This is a genomic window from Bacteroides bouchesdurhonensis, assembly GCF_900155865.1.
GTDB lineage: Bacteria > Bacteroidota > Bacteroidia > Bacteroidales > Bacteroidaceae > Bacteroides > Bacteroides bouchesdurhonensis.
On record NZ_LT707006.1, the window covers coordinates 1,757,249 to 1,778,688 of the forward strand.

At 39.2% G+C, this 21,440-nt stretch carries 19 protein-coding genes, 1 tRNA gene and 1 pseudogene; 12 read left to right on the plus strand and 9 right to left on the minus strand.

Annotation, left to right across the window (positions count from 1 at the left end; translation table 11 throughout):
* Position 1: 1 nt before the first annotated feature.
* The 4 genes from CZ225_RS06960 to CZ225_RS06975 all read left to right on the plus strand — a co-directional run bounded on the left by CZ225_RS06960 (position 2) and on the right by CZ225_RS06975 (position 2,304).
* The gene (locus CZ225_RS06960) at positions 2-337 is read left to right on the plus strand and encodes a hypothetical protein (RefSeq protein ID WP_077153516.1); all 336 of its coding nucleotides are present in this window, start codon (positions 2-4) and stop codon (positions 335-337) included.
* Positions 338-352: 15 nt separating this feature from the next.
* A complete protein-coding gene (locus CZ225_RS06965) occupies positions 353-1,141 on the plus strand; it encodes a Rossmann-like and DUF2520 domain-containing protein (protein ID WP_077153517.1) in 789 nt (262 codons plus the stop codon).
* Positions 1,128-1,649: a KdsC family phosphatase gene (locus tag CZ225_RS06970; protein ID WP_077153518.1), complete on the plus strand. Its 522-nt coding sequence runs from the start codon at positions 1,128-1,130 to the stop codon at positions 1,647-1,649. The genes CZ225_RS06965 and CZ225_RS06970 overlap by 14 nt, the downstream gene beginning before the upstream one ends.
* Positions 1,650-1,722: 73 nt before the next feature.
* Positions 1,723-2,304, plus strand: coding sequence for a Maf-like protein (locus CZ225_RS06975; RefSeq protein ID WP_077153519.1), 582 nt, complete (start codon positions 1,723-1,725; stop codon positions 2,302-2,304).
* 192 nt (positions 2,305-2,496) lie between these two features.
* Here CZ225_RS06975 and CZ225_RS06980 read toward each other — a convergent pair whose 3' ends face one another.
* The 7 genes from CZ225_RS06980 to pheS form a co-directional block, all read right to left on the minus strand.
* Positions 2,497-4,704 carry a tetratricopeptide repeat protein gene (locus CZ225_RS06980; protein ID WP_083714602.1) on the minus strand — a complete coding sequence of 736 codons (2,208 nt, stop codon included), beginning with the start codon at positions 4,702-4,704 and terminating at the stop codon, positions 2,497-2,499.
* Between the two features lie 85 nt (positions 4,705-4,789).
* Positions 4,790-5,833 (minus strand): porin, encoded by a 1,044-nt coding sequence (locus tag CZ225_RS06985; protein WP_077153521.1) that lies wholly within the window; start codon positions 5,831-5,833, stop codon positions 4,790-4,792.
* Positions 5,834-5,843: 10 nt separating this feature from the next.
* Positions 5,844-6,812 (minus strand): ABC transporter substrate-binding protein, encoded by a 969-nt coding sequence (locus CZ225_RS06990; RefSeq protein WP_077153522.1) that lies wholly within the window; start codon positions 6,810-6,812, stop codon positions 5,844-5,846.
* A gap of 95 nt (positions 6,813-6,907) precedes the next feature.
* Entirely contained in the window at positions 6,908-8,167 is a 1,260-nt protein-coding gene (locus CZ225_RS06995; protein WP_077153523.1) for a phosphoglycerate kinase, read from the minus strand.
* Between the two features lie 93 nt (positions 8,168-8,260).
* Positions 8,261-8,938, minus strand: coding sequence for an endonuclease III (gene nth / locus CZ225_RS07000; RefSeq protein WP_077153524.1), 678 nt, complete (start codon positions 8,936-8,938; stop codon positions 8,261-8,263).
* Positions 8,935-10,134 carry an MFS transporter gene (locus CZ225_RS07005; RefSeq protein ID WP_077153525.1) on the minus strand — a complete coding sequence of 400 codons (1,200 nt, stop codon included), beginning with the start codon at positions 10,132-10,134 and terminating at the stop codon, positions 8,935-8,937. The genes nth and CZ225_RS07005 overlap by 4 nt, the downstream gene beginning before the upstream one ends.
* 142 nt (positions 10,135-10,276) lie before the next feature.
* On the minus strand, positions 10,277-11,296 hold the full coding sequence (gene pheS / locus CZ225_RS07010) for a phenylalanine--tRNA ligase subunit alpha (RefSeq protein WP_073349804.1): 1,020 nt from the start codon (positions 11,294-11,296) through the stop codon (positions 10,277-10,279).
* 120 nt (positions 11,297-11,416) lie between these two features.
* Here pheS and CZ225_RS07015 point away from each other — a divergent pair, with 120 nt between their 5' ends.
* Both CZ225_RS07015 and CZ225_RS07020 read left to right on the plus strand, forming a co-directional pair.
* Positions 11,417-12,460 (plus strand): energy transducer TonB, encoded by a 1,044-nt coding sequence (locus tag CZ225_RS07015; protein WP_077153526.1) that lies wholly within the window; start codon positions 11,417-11,419, stop codon positions 12,458-12,460.
* A gap of 64 nt (positions 12,461-12,524) precedes the next feature.
* A complete protein-coding gene (locus CZ225_RS07020) occupies positions 12,525-12,734 on the plus strand; it encodes a hypothetical protein (protein WP_025074860.1) in 210 nt (69 codons plus the stop codon).
* A gap of 292 nt (positions 12,735-13,026) precedes the next feature.
* Here CZ225_RS07020 and CZ225_RS24965 read toward each other — a convergent pair.
* Positions 13,027-13,131, minus strand: a pseudogene (locus tag CZ225_RS24965) (DUF3871 family protein); the annotation flags it as partial.
* Between the two features lie 502 nt (positions 13,132-13,633).
* Between CZ225_RS24965 and CZ225_RS07025 the strand changes: the two are divergent.
* Positions 13,634-14,224 carry a putative polyvalent protein kinase domain-containing protein gene (locus CZ225_RS07025; RefSeq protein ID WP_077153527.1) on the plus strand — a complete coding sequence of 197 codons (591 nt, stop codon included), beginning with the start codon at positions 13,634-13,636 and terminating at the stop codon, positions 14,222-14,224.
* A 226-nt stretch (positions 14,225-14,450) separates the two neighbouring features.
* On the opposite strand, the gene CZ225_RS07030 is transcribed toward CZ225_RS07025, so the two are convergent.
* Positions 14,451-14,524 (minus strand) — tRNA-Ala (locus CZ225_RS07030).
* Positions 14,525-14,635: 111 nt separating this feature from the next.
* Here CZ225_RS07030 and CZ225_RS07035 point away from each other — a divergent pair.
* From CZ225_RS07035 to CZ225_RS07055, 5 genes are all read left to right on the plus strand, one after another.
* The gene (locus tag CZ225_RS07035) at positions 14,636-14,938 is read left to right on the plus strand and encodes a DUF4286 family protein (protein ID WP_077153528.1); all 303 of its coding nucleotides are present in this window, start codon (positions 14,636-14,638) and stop codon (positions 14,936-14,938) included.
* Positions 14,935-15,501 carry a crossover junction endodeoxyribonuclease RuvC gene (gene ruvC, locus CZ225_RS07040; protein WP_077153529.1) on the plus strand — a complete coding sequence of 189 codons (567 nt, stop codon included), beginning with the start codon at positions 14,935-14,937 and terminating at the stop codon, positions 15,499-15,501. Before CZ225_RS07035 ends, ruvC begins: the two co-directional genes overlap by 4 nt.
* Before the next feature lie 36 nt (positions 15,502-15,537).
* Positions 15,538-17,544 (plus strand): type I pullulanase, encoded by a 2,007-nt coding sequence (gene pulA, locus CZ225_RS07045; protein ID WP_077153530.1) that lies wholly within the window; start codon positions 15,538-15,540, stop codon positions 17,542-17,544.
* A gap of 93 nt (positions 17,545-17,637) precedes the next feature.
* Entirely contained in the window at positions 17,638-19,092 is a 1,455-nt protein-coding gene (locus CZ225_RS07050; protein ID WP_077153531.1) for an ATP-binding cassette domain-containing protein, read from the plus strand.
* Between the two features lie 161 nt (positions 19,093-19,253).
* Positions 19,254-21,398 (plus strand): GH92 family glycosyl hydrolase, encoded by a 2,145-nt coding sequence (locus tag CZ225_RS07055; protein ID WP_077153532.1) that lies wholly within the window; start codon positions 19,254-19,256, stop codon positions 21,396-21,398.
* Positions 21,399-21,440 lie beyond the last annotated feature (42 nt).

Genomic DNA, 21,440 nt, shown 5'->3' on the forward strand with positions numbered 1-21,440 from the left:
GATGGCTACTGCAAAAGCAAATAATCACAAGGATACTTATATGGCTACTGCCGTTTCTCTGATAGTCATTGGATTGCTTTTTTTGATCGATAAGTTAATTCATTTCGCTTCTATCGGGTTACCTTGGGTGATGAATAAAGACAATCTACTGTTGTATGCTTCTATTTGTTTTTTGATTTTTAAACGGGATAAGTCAGTAGGATGTGTATTGTTGGCACTTTGGCTGGTTATGAATATCGGATTAGTGATGTCATTGCTTGGTTCATTATCCGGTTATTTGTTACCGCTTGCATTACTATTGGTAGGAGGTATTTTATTGTTAGTTGCAAGACGATAATATGGAGAAATAAAGATGAAAAGAAGTGTTGAAGATACTCCGATAGTATTTATCGGTGCCGGAAATTTGGCTACTAATCTGGCAAAAGCACTTTATCGAAAAGGATTTCGTATTGTGCAGGTTTATAGTCGTACGGAAGAGTCAGCATGTGCCTTGGCACGAGAGATAGAAGCTGAATTTACTACAGATTTGCAGGAAATATCGAAAGAGGCGCGCTTATATATAGTCTCGTTGAAGGATGCTGCTTTCGTGGAGTTACTGCCTCAGATTTCGGAAGGAAAGGGGAAAGCTTTATTGGTGCATACTGCCGGAAGTGTTCCTATGAGTATTTGGGAAGGTTATGCAGAGCGGTATGGAGTTTTTTATCCTATGCAGACGTTCAGTAAGCAGCGAGAAGTAAATTTTGAAGAGGTACCTTTCTTTGTAGAAGCAAATAGTAAGGAAGATGTAGAGCTACTGAAAGCCATTGCCGCAACTCTCTCAGAAAAGGTATATGAAGTAACTTCTGAACAGCGGAAGAGTTTACATTTGGCTGCTGTCTTTACATGTAATTTCACAAATCATATGTTTGCTTTGGCTGCTGAATTACTTGATAAGTATCATTTGCCTTTTGAAGTCATGTTGCCTTTAATTGATGAAACGGCGCGTAAAGTTCACGAATTGACTCCGTATGATGCACAAACAGGACCTGCGGTACGTTATGACGAAAATGTGATCAATCATCATCTTACAATGCTGGAAGATACTCCGGAGTTGCAAGAAATCTATAAATTAATTAGTAAAAGTATTCATGAGCACCATTAATTATGATTTATCCCGTATCAAAGCATTGGCTTTTGATGTAGACGGTGTGTTGAGTTCAACTACTGTTCCGTTGCATCCTTCGGGAGAGCCGATGCGTACAGTGAATATAAAAGATGGCTATGCTTTACAACTGGCTGTGAAGAAGGGAATTCATATTGCTATAATAACTGGTGGGCGGACAGAAGCAGTACGTATTCGTTTTGAAGCATTGGGAGTGAAAGATTTATATATGGGTTCGTCTGTGAAGATTCATGATTATCGTGCTTTCCGTGATAAATACGGTTTATCCGATGATGAGATTTTGTACATGGGGGATGATGTTCCCGACATAGAAGTGATGCGTGAATGCGGATTACCATGTTGTCCGAAAGATGCTGTGCCGGAGGTGAAAGCTGTTGCAAAATATATATCTTATGCTGACGGTGGTCGTGGTTGCGGACGTGATGTGATAGAGCAAGTGCTGAAAGCACATGGCAAATGGATGGCGCAAGACGCTTTCGGTTGGTAAGAATGGAATATAAAACCAGTTTATAGTTAATAGAAATTTTATCTATAGTTATATTATTAATATTGAGATTGCTATGCTTGATAACTTGAAGAAATATGATATTATATTGGCCTCTAATTCTCCCCGCCGAAAAGAATTGATGTCGGGCTTGGGTGTTGAGTATGTGGTGAGAACGTTACCTGATGTAGACGAATCATATCCTGACACATTAGTTGGAGGGGAAATTCCTGAATACATCTCGAGAGAAAAGGCTGATGCTTACCGATCTTTGATGAAGCCCAAAGAATTATTGATTACAGCAGATACGATTGTCTGGTTGAATGGAAAAGTCCTTGGAAAACCGAATGGGCGAGAGGAAGCTATCAAAATGTTATGTGCTCTTTCGGGAAAGTTCCACCAGGTTTTTACAGGAGTCTGTTTGACTACAATAGATTGGCAGAAAAGTTTTACGGTTGTTTCTGATGTACAGTTTGATGATTTATCAGACGAAGAAATTGAATATTATGTAGAACGTTATCAGCCGATGGATAAGGCGGGAGCATACGGGGTACAGGAATGGATTGGATATATAGGGGTTAAGTCTATCTCTGGGAGCTTTTTTAATATTATGGGGTTGCCCATACAGAAATTATATGTAGAGTTGAAAAAACTGTAATATAGTTATAATGGATTGAGGTTTTCGGATTATACGGACTTTAGAGTTTTATTGAAGTGTTTATTTTGATTCTTATTGGTTTTGAAGATTGGGAGAGCTAAAGAGATAATATATGCTGATAAATAATAGCCCAGAACTAAATAAAGATCTGAGCTATTATTGGTTATTACGGCATTTCGTTGTTTGCGGTAATTATAATAAATCCAACATTAAAGGTATATCTTCTTCTCGAATACCCTGTTTGAGAAGAGGTCCTTCGTCTTTGTGAAACATTTCCAAAAATTGTTCCCTGCTGTTACTTATAGTGATTGCTTTTCCGTAAAAGATGGCAGCTTTTTGAATGTCTCCCATTACCCAGGCAACGTGTCCGGCATTCATGAAGTCAATAGCCAATGGCTTATGGTCTATAATTTTTTCGTAGTATTTTATAGCTTGTTCATATTTCAATCCAATAAATGAACACCAGCCGATACCACGCCATGCCCTGATGCTATTATTTTCCATGAAATCCAATTTAAAGAAATAGTTTAATGCCTCTTCATTTAATCCAAGTTCGGTGAGGCAGCTACCAATATAGAACGTTACATTAGTATCATTCGGAGCTACTTCTTCTACCTTTTTATAATAAGTCAGTGCTGTTTGATAATTTCGGTTCAGGCGATAGCAGGTCGCCAGATGACGATTGGTCCAAATATTATCTGGTTTTAATGTATCCGCTTTCAGATAAGCATCGATCGCAGCTGCATATTTTCTTTGCTTTTGAAAGGCAAATCCAAGCTTCTGATAGCATTCCGCAGCATTCTCGTTTAAAGCTTCAATAGCTTCCAGTTCTTCATAAATCTCAATTGCTTCATTCCAACGTTCTTTTTTTATGTAGAAATCGGCAATTGGAAATAATATTTCGTCCCAATAGAGTACATTTTTGAGTGCGGGAATATGGTGCAGATCGAGTTTTTCTTTAAATATATCCCTGAACTCATGACGTCGTACACTGAGTTTAAAAAAACGATATAAATCATGCAAATATTGGTTGCTCACAGTTCCCGGTCTTTCGAAGAACTTTTTCAGTGTATCTGCATTCGACTTGTCTGTCAATTCTGCTACCTGCTGCTCATTAAGTTGGCTTAACATCATGTCTTGCTGTGACTTGGGCAACTGTTGGATAGTAAAGAAGAGCGAGTATTTATCGCTATTGCTAAAAAATCCCGATTGAAGCAGTATATCTAACAAGCTATTTTTTTCGTTTGTTTTTGATTCCAACATATTATGTACGTCGGATTGTTGCTTAGTGAAAGGATAAAACCAATTATGTACTTCCCGGAAAAACGGATAACTTTTTAGACCGGCAAAAGTACTCATATATACATCGGCACCTTCCAACTGCAATTCGTTCATTTCACGCAGCTTGTCACCTAAACCGGATTTCTCAATGGCTTCTTCCCAATCCGGATTCTTATCATTGTTTTCTTCTTCATTTTCTTCAATGCCAAAACGTGTATCTCGCATAGACGAAGCATTTTTCAACATTTCGGGAATAATCTCTTCTCTCATTTTTTTATCTATCTTCTCTGTTTCCTGGCAAAGTAACATTTGCTGGTAGATACGAGCGACATCTTTTTGGAAAATAGGATCTTCTGCGATGAGATCTACTCTTTTGAGTAAATCAGTATAGAGGTTAAGACGATTCCTGTGAATATGGAAGATAATAACAAGACTCACCAATGCTCGTTGTCTCACATTGATATTCGGATGTATGTATGCATCCAGGAGCCACATGATTTTACGTAAATCGAAACATTCCATCAGACTAAGCATGATTGCGCTGATAAATAAACACAAATCATCTACCGATAGTTGTTCCGAAGCAAGCATGGCTTTTGCATCCTCTTCTTCCTGTGAATTCCATGAACTGTTTGTCCAGCCTTTCAGGAAAAGAGATTTGAGGGTATCTTCATGGCGTTTCATAACTTCAAGTGTTTTTGCCTCGGATAGAAGTCCGCTTACTGCCAGATCGTCATTGAATGATTCCAATATATGTAACAGCTTTTTAAGATCATAAGCTGCCAGCCCATCCGTACGGGGAGTCCGGCGTACCTCATGATAATATCTTGAAGAAGCATTATCCAACATCAGCAAGCGTGACTGATCGGCAATACTCCACGTATCCGCTAGAAGTTTACGATATACATTCCAACGTTCAGGGTCATTGACGCCTTGGCGCATATAGTCTAGCATATATTTGTAAGAAGTCTGAAGCTGTTCCAGCTGTGTCCGTAAATTCCAATCGGGACATTGCCAGAGTAAAGACTCTAACTGCATCAATGCTTCTTTGAGTCTTTGATCTTCAAGAAGGGTACGTATATATGCGTATTGTTCATTAATTGTTTTTTCGTTCATCATTGTTCAACTATTTATTTCAGTATATGAATAAATACTGTTTATTCTATAACAAAAAGAATGCCAAAAAGGATATGAAAGTAAGTTTCTAAAATCTGACTTGTACTTGTGTTTGTATCAGATTGGAGTTTTTAAGTCCATTTCCTTTTTTGTCGCAGAAAGTATATTGTGCTTGCAGACGGCATCTGGGATAAAACCAATATTGTAGCCCTGCAATATAATTATTTTGTTTAAAATCAGCCGCTTTGTTCGGGTTGAAATAATCGAAAGAAGCAATAAAATCAAAGTTACGCACTAATTGCAGACTTCCTGTTGCATAGAATCCTTCACTTTTTACATTGCGGTCTTTTCCTGCCAGATATTCAGAACGGAGACTGATTTTCGAAGATGTGAATACACCTCCTATACTCCAACGTTTCTTTGCATAATTTTCTCCGGATTTGATCCCTGTAAATTCTGAGTCGGCTATGGCATGTCCCGTTCCCCGAATAAACGAACCTCCGACTGATAACCATTTTAGCGGATAAATCATAAGATTGCCAACAATATCTTTCTGACTATTTTTATCTTTAGTATTCATTCCCTGCCCATTTATTACAGCTGCTTTATACTGTAAAAAGCCATTAAAAAGTTTTCCATGAAGCATCAAGCCCATATCCCGTCCGGAGGTCATGCCATAGCATTTATCACTACCACTTACTCCTGCCAGATAACATACAGATTGTGAATAGCAATAAATTAATTCAACGGATGTAGGAGATAATTCATTCTCAATGGTATAAGGAATTTTAAATTCTCCAATACGTGCAGTAAGCCCATTAAATAACTTATAATCTGTATATATCTCCAGTAACATGCCGCTATTATAGAAATCGTACATAAAGTCACAAGTCCATCGATCGGTAATTTTACCGTGAGCCATAAAGATGATACGCTTAATGTCGAATGTATTATCTGGTTTGACAGCATCATCATATGTGTAGCCGAGCTGGGCATAACCTGCAAGACTGATTCGTTCTTTCAAAGTATTGACGACCTGATTGAGCGTTTTGTTTTCCTGAGCGATAAGGGTACTATGCATACTTAGTATACTTAGTACGATGATTAGGAACTGTAGAATTGTCTTTTGCATGAGTCGTTATTTATTGCATAGTGATTAGTTCGGAGGGAATATATGTTGTGTCTATTAGATTATTTTCTACATATGATTTAGGTATGCGATGGTTCGTTTTTAACCAATTTACGGCTTTCTCTATTGCTTCCGGTGAGGGTCGTGTCGCTTTTTTGTAAGCGGGAAGTGCAATTAATCCAGTCAGATTTTCTGGGACACCTATTTCTACTAACACTTGTGCCCATTCTTTTTGCGGATGGGTTTTAATATAGTCTATACCGAGGTTGTAACCTGTAATAAGTAATTCGATTTCTCTTCTTTTTTCATTCAGGGCTTTTAGGGAAAAAGCGGTAACAGTAAAGTCAATATCTAATTCCCGGGTGCTAACTAAAGAACGGTGTCCATTATCCATCGCAAGAGAGGCGGCAGGATCGGGTAGAAAGGAAGCGTCTAGCTGACTAAAGTCTAACATTTGCAAACGTAGAGGAATTTGTCCTATTTCCGGCTTGTTTATTTCTGAAGATTTTATTCCAGCTTTATCTAATAATAAATCGGTTGCATATTCAATAATTGTATTTCGCGATACACCAATATTTTTCTCTTTGAGTTGTTTTAATTGGTTGATATTACTTTCTTTAGAGACGATAAAGCAAAAATAACTGTCGTTTTTCTGAATCAGTTTTAGATTGGTATGATAGTTGGCTTGCAATATTACAGCACTTGGATAATCAGTAATAATACCGTCTACCTGATGAATCTGAAATGCAGCGTCTCGACCGTTGGCAGAATAAAAAGGAAAGATCGTTAATTTTAATCCTAACGAGTCGTAGATACCTTGTTTTTGAGCGATGTAATAAGGTAATCCTTCTAAAGTTGGCATCACTCCTAATGTGAGCGGTTGTAGCTCGGATGAAGGCAGAAAGAAACTTTCTCCTTTTTTTCTCTGGCAAGAATAAAGGAAAGAAAGTAAGATACAGAACATGAGTATCAGCTTTTTCATACCTTAATATTTATAATGAAGGGCAATTCTTTTCACAAAGAACTGCCCTTTACAATCTATATTTTAGATTTTAACACTATTTCCACTAATTGGACTTATTCTTTGATAGCAGCAATACCCGGAAGAACTTTTCCTTCGATTGCTTCGAGCAATGCCCCGCCACCAGTAGAAACGTAAGATACACCGTCGGCCAAACCGAACTTGTTTACACAAGCTACTGAGTCGCCACCACCTACAAGTGAGAATGCACCGTTCTTAGTTGCTTCTACGATCGCTTCACCTACTGTGCGTGAACCATGCGTAAAATTGTCGAATTCGAATACACCTGTAGGACCGTTCCAAAGAATAGTCTTAGATTGTTTGATAACGTTAGCGAAGATTTCTTCAGTCTTAGGACCAATATCAAGACCTTCCCATCCGTCAGGAATTTCATTAACAGGACAGAACTGAGTATTCGCGTCGTTAGAGAAAGCGTCAGCAATCTTGGCATCTACAGCCAATACTAGGTTTACACCTTTTTCTTTAGCCTTCTTTACCAGTTCCAAAGCGAGGTCAAGTTTGTCATCTTCACAAATAGAGATACCAATCTTACCACCCATTGCTTTAGTAAATGTATAAGTCATACCACCTGCAATGATCAGATTGTCTACCTTGTTCAACAAGTTTTCGATAATTTCGATCTTTGAAGAAACCTTAGAACCACCCATGATAGCTGTGAACGGACGTTTGATGTCATTCAATACCTTATCAACAGCTTTCACTTCTTTTTCCATCAGGTAACCGAACATCTTATTATCTGCATCGAAGTATTTAGCGATCAACGCTGTAGAGGCATGAGCACGATGAGCAGTACCGAATGCGTCATTTACATAACAATCAGCATAGGAAGCCAGTTTCTTCGTAAATTCTTTCTGACTTTCTTTTACAACTTTTTTAGCAGCAGCTTTTTCTTCGTCTGTTGCATCTTCTGCCAAACCTCTTGGCTTGCCTTCTTCCTCAGCATAGAAACGGAGGTTTTCGAGAAGCAGAACTTCGCCCGGTTGTAATGCAGCAGCCTTCACAGCAGCTTCTTCGCCCATGCAGTCATTAGCAAACTGAACTTCAACGCCCAGTAATTCTGACAGATGTTTGATGATATGTTTTAAAGAGAATTTATCGGCAACGCCTTTCGGACGTCCCAAGTGAGAACCGATGATAATACTACCGCCGTCTGCCAGGATCTTCTTTAAAGTAGGAAGAGCTGCACGCATACGAGTGTCATCTGTAATGTTGAAGTTTTCGTCCAGAGGTACATTGAAGTCCACGCGAACAAATGCCTTTTTACCGGCAAAATTGAATTTGTCAATTGTCTGCATAATACTCTATTTTATTTTAAAAGTGTTTAAGTCCATCATTTTTTTGATTGACCGCAAAGTTACTATTTATTTCCGTTCCTTACTATTAAATCGTTATTTATTCTTGGCTTTTGATGCCTCTTTTGCAACTTTATAGGTGTTACAGAAATATTTGCACATCATTTGTAAACCGCAGGTGTCACATTTAGGAGTTCGTGCCTGACAAACATAACGACCGTGAAGGATAAGCCAATGATGAGCTTTTGCTACTAAATTTTCCGGAATATTTTTCATTAATTCTTTTTCAACACTGAACGGAGTTGTACAACTATCGGGTACCAGTCCAATCCGATGGCTGACACGGAATACATGTGTATCTACTGCCATTGCCGCTTTGTTGAATACAACCGATTGAATAACATTTGCCGTCTTTCTTCCTACTCCGGGTAATTTTATCAGATCTTCCAGATTATCAGGTACTTCACTGTTGAAGTCCTTTACTAGCATTTTCGCCATGCCAACTAGATGTTTGGCTTTATTGTTTGGATAAGAAACGCTTCGGATATATTCGAAAACCACTTCCGGTGTAGTTTCGGCAAGTATCTCCGGAGTTGGGAAATCTTTGTATAGTGGTGGGGTAATCATATTCACCCGTTTATCTGTGCATTGTGCAGAGAGGATGACTGCAATCAGTAACTCATAAGGATTTTTGTAATGTAGTTCCGTTTCGGCTACCGGCATATTTTCCTGAAACCAGGCAATAACCTTTTCATAACGTTCTGTTTTTCTCATCTTAGTTTATTTTTATGGTAGTGAGGTGTTACTTTCAAATGGAAGTAAATAGCAGATACTACAGTTAGGCAAGCTCCGAAAAGATATGCCTTGTCGAAAGTGCTGATTTCGGCAATATAACCTCCAGTCAGCATTCCGATACCAATTCCTACATCCCAAGATGTAAGGTATGTGGAAGTTGCTGTTCCACGCTGGTTGTTAGGGGCCAGATTTACAAATAATGTATTGAAAGCCGGAAACATGATTCCGAATCCGATACCAAGTAATAAGGCGATTCCGAAAAAGATAATCATGCAGACATTATCATTCCAATGAATCAGATATACACAGGAAGCAAGTAGAAAAAAACTGAATACAACGAGGTAAAGTCCTGCTGCAATTACTTGTGTAATCTTTCCCCGATCAACTATTTTTCCTGAAAATATTCGTGAAATTGCCATACCAATTGCCATAAAGGTGAAGAAAAAACCAGTTTGAGTATTGAGGCCAATTTGGCGGGCATACATGGCAACATAATTGGTTGTCATCCCATAAGGAATGGAAAGTAATAATAAGCTAAATCCGGCAGGTAATCCTTTTAATAAAATAAAACGGTCTAGGGAAATCGGTTCCCGTTTTACAGGAGGCTTATAAGGTGTCTTTACCAGATTCGCTGCCAAAAATCCTAAAATACAGGAACCAAGTGAATAACAGAAAATTGTGCCGAAAGTTACTCCTGCATCATGAAGAAATAGCCCGAACATCGGCCCGATCGACATAGCTATATTATTGGTAAGTCCATAATATCCTAATCCTTCTCCTCTGCGTGAAGATGGCATAATATCGATGACAACGGTATTTCCACCTACTGTTACCATTCCGAAAGAAACACCATGAATGATTCGGACTATAATAAATAAGGTAAGGCTACCGGCAATCAGATATCCTGCAAACATCAGCATAAAGATGAAGTATGCAAATAGATAAAGAGGTTTACGTGCAAATGTGTCAAGTAGGTAACCGGAAAATGGGCGGATACAAAGTGCTGCTACCGTATAACAAGAGAGCACCATGCCAATAGTAGAATTACCCGCTTGAAAAAACTCAGACAAATAGAACGGCAAAACTGGAATCAGCAACCAGAATCCAAAGTAGAGTAAGAAATTGGCTACCAAGATGAAACAGTAACTGGATGTAATGAGCCTATCTTTTGCCATAAATGAATAATATATTCAGCAACTCTTTAGGATGCGTATCGTTTCAGAGATAAATTTACCCAGGACAAAGTCCTGGGTTATTATCATTAGTTAGGTTTTCCCCGAATAAATTCTGTTAGCGGATTATAAACCGCTTTGAATTTTAATATGCCGCTTCAAATTCTTTTAAGAAGCGTGTATCATTTTCAGAGAACATTCGGAGGTCTTTTACCTGATACTTCAGGTTAGTGATACGTTCAATACCCATACCGAGAGCATAACCACTGTATATTTTGCTATCGATTCCGTTAGCATCCAATACGTTAGGATCTACCATACCGCAACCAAGGATTTCCACCCAACCGGTATGTTTGCAGAACGGGCAACCTTTACCACCGCAAATGTTACAACTGATATCCATTTCTGCACTGGGCTCAGTGAACGGGAAATAAGACGGACGCAAACGAATCTTTGTATCTGCCCCGAACATTTCTTTGGCGAAGAGCAACAATACTTGTTTCAGATCCGTAAATGATACTTCTTTATCTACATACAAGGCTTCTACCTGGTGGAAGAAACAGTGTGCACGATAGCTGATTGCTTCGTTACGATATACACGTCCCGGACAGATGATACGGATAGGGGGCTGAGAAGCTTCCATCACGCGAGTCTGTACAGACGAAGTGTGGGTGCGTAGTAGAATATCCGGATGAGATTCAATAAAGAAAGTATCCTGCATATCACGTGCCGGGTGGTCTTCTGCAAAATTCAGTGCAGAGAACACATGCCAGTCATCTTCGATTTCAGGACCTTCAGCAATACTGAATCCTAAACGGGCGAAAATATCGATAATTTCATTTTTTACAATAGAAAGCGGGTGACGGGTACCGAGTTCCACGGGGTATGCTGAACGTGTCAAATCTACTCCGTCGCAACCGTTATCCTGATTCTCGAACTGTTCTTTTAGCGCGTTGATTTTGTCCTGCGCAATAGTTTTTAGTTCATTCAATTTCATGCCGACTACTTTTTTCTGTTCGGCAGCTACGTTTCGGAAATCAGCCATTAAATTATTAATGGCACCCTTCTTACTGAGATATTTAATGCGGAGAGCCTCAAGTTCTTCGGCATTGGAGGCATGCATTGCTTCCACCTCTTTCAGAAGTTGTTCAATCTTGGCTATCATATTTTTGATGTATTGTTATACTGTTTCTTGGTAAAAACCGTGCAAAGATACAATTTTATCATGAACCTTCGAAATATTTTGTATCTTTGTTGCCGACTTACACCGAAAAACCGGCAATATATGAAAAAGATTGTTATATCTCTTCTTCTTTTATTTTTTTCTTTTCATCTTCCGGCCCAGACTGATTACTTGGAACCGGTAAAACCTTTAGATACCTATCCGGGCGAACTAGGAGAATATTATCGGAATGTATTTTCTTTATTAAACACAGACTTTCAGCAACAACCTTATGCCCGATTTACAGTAATTCCCTCTTTTTCGCCTGAATATGCTATGTCGGTTGAAAAGAAAAATGGACGTTATTGCCTGATCTCAAATACATTGTCACGTACTTACTGGCAAGCGGAGAAAGGAACAGTAAAAGCGGAAAAGAAATCAGTTTTTATCAGTCAGTCTTTGTATTTGTCTTTAGGAACCATTTTTCGATTGGTGACTAGTCAGATTCAAGATTTGGATGGCTCTACTGCAGGGCTGGATGGTGTTGTTTATTATTTTACTTCGGTTGATAATAAAGGTAACATTTTAAGCGGTCGGAAGTGGTCGCCGGAAAAAGGATCTTTGATGGAACGTCTTGTGTTGGTCTGTCAATCAGCCTATTTATTATCTATAGGTGAGAGTATTTCTGAAGATGCATTAGCGAATGAAGCAGATGTTTTGTTGAAAGAATTACAGAAACGTACGAAAGAACAACCGAATGCTCATAATCGTCCGATATATGTTGGTATTTATGAAATAGGTCCTCAACTTGTGTCCAATTCCGGTAAGTTGGTAGTAGTAACTCCTAAGCTTTCTTCCTGTACTCCGGAAGAATATGTAGAAGCTGAAATGATTTATCCGGAAAGTTTATTGGCAAAGAATATAGAGGGTTATGTACTTTGTGAATTTACAATTGATAAAACGGGAACTGTTCTTCGCCCTCATATCTTAAAGTCCACCCATTCCGGATTTGCGGAAGAGGTATTGCGCATTGTTAAAGGAATGCCGAATTGGATACCTGCAATGGCTGAAGATAAAGCGGTGGAAACAAATTATACTCTTTATGTCCCGTTCCGTACTCAGGCTTATCGGGAGCATTTGCAGAAAAAATCTCCCAAAAATGATTAAAAAAGGGAACTTTTCTCCTTGTTTTATTGTAGTAATACGGTAAACCATTAAAAGTAAAAACATTATGGATGATATGATTAATAGACACGACTCGATTGCCGAAGAAAATATCGAGCCGAACGGACGTCCCGCATCCAATCAGTTTGGAGAATGGAGTGAAGAAGTTTCCAGCCGTGCGGATAATGTGTATAAAGACAAAAAACATCTTACGAAGAAAGAACGTGAAAAACGTTTGAAGGAAATGGACGAAGTAGTAAAGGAAGATTTGGAATAAATCTTCAAATTGGGGTATGATATTTATTGTTCTTCATAGGTTATTCTTTTATTAAATGAGTAATGAAGTTATCTATTTGAGAATAATAAATATCATATTTTTTATGTAAAGACAAACTTACTGTTACTTTTGTATTTGTTTTAGTATTAAAATAAGTATGGTTTAATACTTGAAAAGGTGATACGTACTATATCGCTATTTTTTCTATTTTTCATTTATTACTTTTTAATTTTGGTAGTGGATAAAAACGGATTCCTGTTTTTAGTCGTGGTAACGATTGCCTGCATACATGGTATAGAGGTCGTTTCTCTTTGGTAGGTTGCTCTTCCACTATTAACGTTGCGCCCTCTGCATATTCTCCAAAGTTTCTAGTACTTCTTTGTACCAATGTTGGCATAATCTGTAGATTATTAAGTTAATATTAAAAAATATTTCTGTTTGAATGCGAAGCACACCACAAGTAGTATTAATAGAGCACTAAAAAATCAGGTATTAATACTATGGGTAAGATTATTATTGTGGCGATAGTTAGAATTACTTTTATTGACTGCATTTGGCAGATTGGTGATTTGTACAAAAAAAAATCATTGAGAGAGGGAAAGCAATTCATGTGCAGTTCACCGCATGACATACCTCGGATATGTACCTGCATACTTTCGACATTTCAAAGATTTTAATTTAGCGAAGTATTAAATTTAAATGAAAATGTTTCTTTAAGCCAAAGGGAGGGGGGAATGATTTTAGATACTACCCATTTAAAATTGAGGTATATAATATAATCTCATTAAAAGGTAGTACACTGACACACTTTCATATTGTCAGATTCAAATAGATTAGCTACATTTGCATAAACTCATAATTACATGAATTATGGAATACATTAATGAATTTCACAAGCAATGGATAGAACGCACTCGTCAGTCAATAGTCTCTTGGAGCAAGCAGCCTGCATCGTTAGAAGAAGCAAAAAAGCAGCAGGAACGCTTAAACCAACAGAAAGCTATAAGAGAGGGCAAATTGAAGAGCTAATTTCGTTTGCAGATTTAAATTGCTTATGGATTGACTTCAACAACTTTCCTGTTATCTATTTAGATAAAGGGGGAGAAAATGAAGTGTTTTATGACGGTGCGGCTACTGTATATAAATTAAACAACTTTGAGTATGCAGGTGATAATCTGGAGAATTTCTTTATTCGTATTACTGCACATAACAAGTTTTTTGGCAATGTACCTTATCAAATGGTAGGCTTTGCTTACAATAGTCTGCATGAGTTCTGTGCAGTTCTCATACAACCACACATAAAGGCAGAACGAGAGGCAACAGAGAATGAAATAGCTGATTACATGCAAGCTCTTGGTTTTGAAATGGATTACCTTGATGAGTTCCATAATGATCAATACGAAGTGTTTGATGCAGTTCCCAACAATGTACTGTATGGTATTGACAGGGAGCTGTATTTTATTGACACTCAAATCAGACTAAAGAAGTAATTTATATATATGTAAGCCCCAACCCAATTTAACGGTCTGAAGTTCAATTTTACTCAATTGATATTTTAATCCCTTTTTTAATTCTCGTCCTTTTTTAAGTAGTTGTATTCTTATTAAGAAACCATTGTTGAATCATTGTTTGATGTTTCAAAGTGTGCCATAACAGGGGATTATTAGGCATATAGGCATAAAATAAGGCGCACAGTTAAACTGTGCACCTTATAAGTGGAGCGTATGAGACTCGAACTCATCACCTCAACACTGCCAGTGTTGCGCTCTAGCCAGATGAGCTAACGCCCCTCTATATCTAATGGTAACGTTTGTAAACGGACCATTTTTGTTTGCGCAAATATAATGCAATATTCTGAAATAATTGCTATGTTTGCGGAAATAATACTTTAATGAAGAAATATGCTCATTTATAATACAACTTTTCAGGTGGACGATGAAGTACACGATAATTTTCTGATTTGGATGAAGGAAAGCTACATTCCTGAAATAGAGAACCATGGAACATTGAAATCCCCTCGTCTCTGCCGGATATTAAGTCATCGGGATGACGGAAGTGCTTATTCCTTACAATGGGAGGTCGAAAGTAGCGGCTTGTTGCATCGTTGGCATTTGGAACAGGGAGTGCGCTTAAACGAAGAACTGACGAAAATATTCAAAGACAAGGTAATTGGATTTCCGACATTGATGGAGGTGATAGAGTGATTCAACCGGTAATAGAAAAGATAATCCTGGGAATTGATCCCGGTACGACAATCATGGGCTACGGAGTTTTGCGAGTGAAAGGAACCAAACCCGAAATGATTGCGATGGGGATTATTGACTTGCGTAAATTTGGCAATCATTATTTGAAGCTTCGTCATATTCACGAACGGGTATTGAGCATTATCGAGAGCTATTTGCCTGATGAATTGGCCATAGAGGCACCGTTCTTTGGCAAGAATGTACAATCGATGTTGAAACTGGGACGTGCACAGGGGGTTGCAATGGCAGTAGCATTAAGCCGTGATATACCTATCACCGAGTATGCTCCTTTGAAAATTAAAATGGCTATAACCGGAAATGGACAAGCATCAAAAGAGCAGGTAGCGGATATGTTACAGCGGATGCTGCACTTTTCAAAAGATGATATGCCTACTTTTATGGACGCAACGGATGGATTGGCAGCAGCGTATTGCCACTTCCTGCAAATGGGACGTCCGGCGTTGGAAAAAGGATATAGTGGCTGGAAAGATTTCATATCAAAGAATCCGGATCGGGTGAAATAAAGTATATAGGTCGAAGGGTCGTAATCATGTGGAAAGATGAAAGTAAGTACAAATTATTTGGCAATATTTGGAGTAACTACAGTGGCAACCGTGATGAGTTGTTCTTCCGTGAAAAAAGAATATACTTCTTTTGAATTGTATCCGGTTCGTACCGGTAGCTTGGTTGAAATGGAATATACACCGGAGGCAACTAATTTTATGCTTTGGTCACCGACGGCAGACGAAGTGCGTCTAATGCTTTATGAAGCCGGTGAAGGTGGACATGCTTACGAAACCGTTAGGATGCAGCCGGGTGAAGATGGTACTTGGACAGCGACAGTAAACGAAGACTTACTTGGTAAGTTCTATACTTTTAATGCTAAGATCAATGATAAATGGCAGGGAGATACTCCGGGAATAAACGCACGTGCTGTCGGTGTCAATGGTAAACGTGCTGCTATTATTAATTGGGATTCGACGAATCCGGAAGGTTGGGAGAATGATCAGCGTCCTCCTTTAAGGTCACCGGCAGATATCATCATTTATGAAATGCACCATCGTGACTTTTCGGTAGATTCCACTTCCGGGGTGCAGAATAAAGGGAAATACCTTGCTTTGACAGAACATGGAACAACAAATCCTGATAAATTGCTGACGGGTATCGATCATTTGGTTGAGTTGGGGGTGACTCATGTTCATTTGCTTCCTTCATTTGATTATGCCTCTGTAGATGAGACAAAGCTTGACGAAAACCGTTATAACTGGGGCTATGATCCGCAAAATTACAATGTGCCCGACGGTTCTTATTCAACTGATCCGTATAAACCTGATACCCGTATTCGGGAATTTAAACAGATGATGCAGGCCTTGCATAAAGCGGGTATTCGTGTGATTATGGATGTGGTGTATAATCACACTTTTAATACGGGAGACAGTAATTTTGAACGTACTGTTCCCGGATATTTCTATCGGCAGAAAGCAGATGGAACATGGGCTGACGGATCTGGTTGTGGAAACGAGACGGCAAGTGAACGTCCGATGACGCGTAAGTTCATGATAGAGTCGGTACTTTATTGGGCAAAGGAATATCATATTGATGGTTTCCGGTTCGACCTGATGGGAGTTCATGATATCGAAACAATGAATGCGATCCGGGAAGCTGTGGATACGGTGGATCCTACCATTTGCTTGTATGGTGAAGGATGGGCTGCGCAATCTCCACAATATCCGGCAGATTCATTGGCAATGAAAGCCAATATGTCCCAAATGCCGGGAATTGCAGCTTTTTCGGATGAACTGCGCGATGGAATATGCGGACCTGTAAGTGCGAAACATAAAGGTGCATTTCTTGCGGGTATATCGGGTGGAGAAATGAGCCTGAAATTTGGTATCGTAGGAGCAATCAAACATCCGCAGATACATTATGATTCGGTAAACTATAGTCGTAAGTCATGGGCGGAACAACCTACACAAATGATCAGTTATGTCTCTTGCCATGACGGATTGTGCCTGATAGACCGTCTGAAAGCAAGTATGCCCGGAATTACTCACGAACAATTGTCCCGTCTTGATAAATTGGCCCAAACAGTCGTCTTTACCTCTCAGGGTATTCCTTTTATTTATGCAGGAGAAGAAATCATGCGTGATAAACAAGGAGTGGATAATAGCTATAAAAGTCCCGATGCTGTGAATGCCATTGACTGGAGGCGTAAAACAACAAACGGAGATGTTTTTATGTATTATAAGCACCTGATTGATCTTCGTAAGTCTCATCCGGCTTTTCGTATGGGAGAGGCGGAGATGGTCCGGAAACATCTTGAGTTCCTTCCGGTAGAAGGAAGCAACTTGGTCGCTTTTTGTCTGAAAGACCATGCGAATGGAGACAGTTGGGGGGATATTATCGTTGCATTTAACTCTCGTACCATTCCTGCACGATTAGCGGTGCCTGTAGGAAAATACACAGTGGTATGTAAAGACGGTATGATAGATGTTCGTGGATTAGCTATCCAAACCGGATCGGAAGTTATCATTCCTGCTCAGTCTGCGTTGATTATGTATAAATAAAGCCCGTAATTAATCAATTTGTTCATAAAATATCTCATTTTGTTGTAAAAGAGTTACCTTTGTACTCAATTATTAAAACAGGATAAAGGTATTATGAAGCAAAATACATTCAGTATGGTGGGTGGCGTAGCACGTAATCCGTTGGTGCGTTTAGCCCAACCTGCTACAGTCGAAATTGCCGCCGACGAACATATAGCTATTGTGGGTCCTAATGGTGGGGGCAAAAGTCTTTTTGTTGATACATTGACAGGTAAATATCCATTGCGTGAGGGAACCTTGAAATACGATTTCTCCCCTTCGGAAACTCAGACTGTTTATGACAATGTAAAGTACATAGCTTTTCGTGATACCTATGGGGCCGCTGATGCCAATTATTACTATCAACAACGGTGGAATGCTCATGATCAGGACGAAGCTCCTGCAGTAAGTGAGATACTGGGAGAAATCAAGGATGAACAGTTGAAACAAGAACTTTTTGAGCTTTTCCGTATCGAACCAATGCTTGAAAAGAAGATAATCCTTCTTTCAAGCGGTGAGCTAAGAAAATTTCAATTAACAAAAACTCTTCTGACAGCTCCCCGTGTACTGATTATGGACAATCCATTTATTGGTTTGGATGCACCTACCCGCGAACTTCTTTTTTCTTTGCTCGACCGTTTGACAAAGATGTCTTCCGTTCAGATTATTCTGGTGCTTTCTATGTTGGACGATATCCCTTCTTTCATCACTCACGTCATTCCTGTTGATAAAAAGATAGTATTTCCCAAAATGGAAAGAGAAGCTTATCTTGAGGCTTTTCGTTCCAGAGATCTGCCTGTATCTTTTGACGAATTGCAACAAAGTGTCCTTGAATTACCTTATGACGGGAATAACTATGACTCTGACGAAGTGGTGAAGCTTAACAAAGTCAGTATCCGTTATGGCGACCGTACGATTTTGAAAGACCTTGATTGGACTGTTTGCCGTGGCGAAAAATGGGCTTTGAGCGGTGAGAATGGTGCGGGGAAGTCTACTTTGCTTAGTTTGGTCTGTGCTGATAATCCTCAATCATATGCTTGTGACATCAGTTTGTTTGGCAGGAAAAGAGGTACCGGAGAAAGCATTTGGGAGATAAAGAAACATATCGGCTATGTGAGTCCTGAAATGCATCGCGCCTATCTTAAAAATCTACCTGCTATTGAGATTGTTGCCAGTGGCTTGCATGACAGTATCGGGTTATATAAACGTCCTCAGCCTAGCCAGATGGCTATCTGTGAGTGGTGGATGAATATATTCGGTATTGCAGAATTGAAAGACAGGCCTTTCCTGCAACTTTCCAGTGGCGAACAGCGATTAGCCTTACTGGCACGTGCTTTTGTGAAGGACCCGGAATTATTAATATTAGATGAACCCCTTCATGGATTAGACACATATAATAGGCGTCGTGTGAAGAAGATTATCGAAGCTTTTTGCCGTCGTCGAGATAAAACGATGATTATGGTGACTCATTATGAATCCGAATTACCTAATACGATCACAAACCGTATTTTCTTAAAAAGAAATAGATAAGAATTCCTATTTCTTTTTCTACTTGAAGATAGTGTAATCCTATTTTTTCTTTTTTCTTGATGAAAACTATAAAGTCTAAATAAAAAGTTATATATTTGAGTTTTCATTATTAGATGTAGATTGAAACAACACACACATTACTCATTTATTATTTTTTTGTCATGAAGAAGCACATCTTTTTTTTAGTACTCTTAGTTTTGATCACAGGTTGTAGGCCAACCGGACAATTAACAAAGTATGTAAATCCCTTTTTAGGAACCGCTACTCTTTGGGAACCGGAAGATTTGGGGTATGTCCGTAAAATGAAACAGCGTACTTGGGGTGCTGAAGTATTTCCCGGAGCGTCGTTGCCTAATGCAATGGTGCAGTTAAGTCCTATCACCCAATTCCGTAGTGGAGCCGGATACCAATACGAAGATACAGTAATCTACGGATTCTCTCATACCAACAAAGGACATTGGAACCTGTTACATGTCCCTTTGCTGCCTGTAACCGGTGAAATCTCTCCGAGTGATTACTGTTCCGAATACAGTCACCGGAATGAATCGGCACATCCGGGCTATTACCAAGTGTTTCTTGAAAGATATAATGTCAATGCCGAACTTACTTCTACGTTGCGCTGTGCTTACCATAAATATACCTTCCGGAAAGAAGATGATAAAAAGCTGGTAGCCGATATGATGCGGTCGAATAATCGGATTAGCGATTGGAGCATTCAAAAGGTGGATGAGAATACTTTTACGGGTTCTCAGAATGGCGAAGGAAGGATATACTTCTATGCAATCTCAAATTACAAGATAAAAGATATAGAGCAGGTAAAAGATGATAAACATGAAGTGTCCCTGGTTGATTTCTTGGACAGTAAAGGCTCAAATCCATTGGAACTCAAAATCGGTTTTTCTTTTGTAAGCATAGAAAATGCGAAGTTGAACCTGGAAAAGGAGATGATGGACAAATCGTTTGCTCAGGTTCGTGAGGAGGCTGATCATATCTGGGAAAAACAATTATCCAAAATAATCGTAAAAGGCGGTAGTGAACGTGAAAAAGGAATTTTCTACTCTTGCCTGTACCGCTCATTCTTGTGGCCGGTGCTACGAAGCGATGTGAACGGGGAATATACGGATGCTAAAGGCGAAGTGGTCAATGGCGGATTCAATAATTATACAGATCCATCTTTCTGGGATGACTATCGTAACAAACTGGTACTGCTGGAAATGTTATCACCGGATGTGGCAGTAGATATTATTCGCTCTATCACTGACCGGGGAGAAAAAAGAAATGGTTATATGCCAACTTTCTTCCATGGCGACCATGCCTCGGCTTTTGTTGCTGGAAGCTACTTGCGTGGACTTCGCGGATTTGATCCTCAGGCTGCTTATCGGCTTCTGTTGAAGAATGCCACTATTCCCGGTCGCGGAGGCAGACCTTATTTGGATGAATATATCCGCCAGGGCTGGATTGCAGAAAAAGACACCACGAATGTTCCTACTTGGGATGAGTATAAAGCTGCCGTAACGAAAACTGTAGAATATGCTTATGATGATTATGCTACTGCATTATTGGCTAAAGAACTGGGGGATGACGCTAATTATAAACTCCTGATGAAGCGTTCCGAAAACTATAAAAATCTGTTTGATCCCAGTACCGGTTTCTGGAGAGGGCGTATTGCCAATGGAGAATGGATTAAAGATTTTGATCCCTATTATCCTTATTATGCTTATATGTACCGGGAGGCTAATGCCTGGCAATCTTTGTTCTTTGCTCCTCATGATCCGGAAGGAATGATTGCTCTCTATCCTAGCAAGCAGGCTGTGGAGATGAAACTTGATTCTCTGTTCTCCGAACCTTGGAGAGGATATGAAGCACACAACATGACAGGATTTATTGGAAATTATTGCCATGGTAATCAACCTGACCACAGTGTGCCATATACTTATTACTTCATTGGCAAGCAAGAAAAAGCGCAATGCGTGCTTGACAGTATTATGGATCGTTTCTATGACATGGGAGCTGATAAACTGGCTTATTCAGGTATGGATGATGCCGGAGAAATGTCATCCTGGTATGTATTCAATGCTATCGGACTTTACACTTACTCGCCTGCTGATCCGGAATATATTATGACCGTTCCCTTATTCGATGAAATAGTATTTACTTTAGGCGACGGCACTCAGTTTAAAATTCGTAAAGACGGAAAAGGGAAGAAGATTACCAATATTACCTATGACGGCAAAAATATAGATGGATGGTTCATCTCACATGATCTGCTCAAAGAAGGAAAAGAGCTGGTCATCCGAACGGAATAAGAATGTTTCGTAGCGACTTGATTCCCATAATCTGATTTTTGG

What these genes read in the sequence shown, in the direction of transcription:
- CZ225_RS06990 (WP_077153522.1), bottom strand. Translation starts at nt 6,812, where the DNA reads ATGAAAAAGCTGATACTCATGTTCTGTATCTTACTTTCTTTCCTTTAT.
- CZ225_RS07025 (WP_077153527.1), top strand. Translation starts at nt 13,634, where the DNA reads ATGGATAGAACGCACTCGTCAGTCAATAGTCTCTTGGAGCAAGCAGCC.
- CZ225_RS06975 (WP_077153519.1), top strand. Translation starts at nt 1,723, where the DNA reads ATGCTTGATAACTTGAAGAAATATGATATTATATTGGCCTCTAATTCT.
- CZ225_RS06980 (WP_083714602.1), bottom strand. Translation starts at nt 4,704, where the DNA reads ATGATGAACGAAAAAACAATTAATGAACAATACGCATATATACGTACC.
- CZ225_RS07055 (WP_077153532.1), top strand. Translation starts at nt 19,254, where the DNA reads ATGAAGAAGCACATCTTTTTTTTAGTACTCTTAGTTTTGATCACAGGT.
- CZ225_RS07005 (WP_077153525.1), bottom strand. Translation starts at nt 10,134, where the DNA reads ATGGCAAAAGATAGGCTCATTACATCCAGTTACTGTTTCATCTTGGTA.
- CZ225_RS06960 (WP_077153516.1), top strand. Translation starts at nt 2, where the DNA reads ATGGCTACTGCAAAAGCAAATAATCACAAGGATACTTATATGGCTACT.
- CZ225_RS07035 (WP_077153528.1), top strand. Translation starts at nt 14,636, where the DNA reads ATGCTCATTTATAATACAACTTTTCAGGTGGACGATGAAGTACACGAT.
- nth (WP_077153524.1), bottom strand. Translation starts at nt 8,938, where the DNA reads ATGAGAAAAACAGAACGTTATGAAAAGGTTATTGCCTGGTTTCAGGAA.
- CZ225_RS06965 (WP_077153517.1), top strand. Translation starts at nt 353, where the DNA reads ATGAAAAGAAGTGTTGAAGATACTCCGATAGTATTTATCGGTGCCGGA.
- CZ225_RS06970 (WP_077153518.1), top strand. Translation starts at nt 1,128, where the DNA reads ATGAGCACCATTAATTATGATTTATCCCGTATCAAAGCATTGGCTTTT.
- CZ225_RS07015 (WP_077153526.1), top strand. Translation starts at nt 11,417, where the DNA reads ATGAAAAAGATTGTTATATCTCTTCTTCTTTTATTTTTTTCTTTTCAT.
- CZ225_RS07020 (WP_025074860.1), top strand. Translation starts at nt 12,525, where the DNA reads ATGGATGATATGATTAATAGACACGACTCGATTGCCGAAGAAAATATC.
- CZ225_RS06985 (WP_077153521.1), bottom strand. Translation starts at nt 5,833, where the DNA reads ATGCAAAAGACAATTCTACAGTTCCTAATCATCGTACTAAGTATACTA.
- CZ225_RS07050 (WP_077153531.1), top strand. Translation starts at nt 17,638, where the DNA reads ATGAAGCAAAATACATTCAGTATGGTGGGTGGCGTAGCACGTAATCCG.
- CZ225_RS06995 (WP_077153523.1), bottom strand. Translation starts at nt 8,167, where the DNA reads ATGCAGACAATTGACAAATTCAATTTTGCCGGTAAAAAGGCATTTGTT.
- pulA (WP_077153530.1), top strand. Translation starts at nt 15,538, where the DNA reads ATGAAAGTAAGTACAAATTATTTGGCAATATTTGGAGTAACTACAGTG.
- pheS (WP_073349804.1), bottom strand. Translation starts at nt 11,296, where the DNA reads ATGATAGCCAAGATTGAACAACTTCTGAAAGAGGTGGAAGCAATGCAT.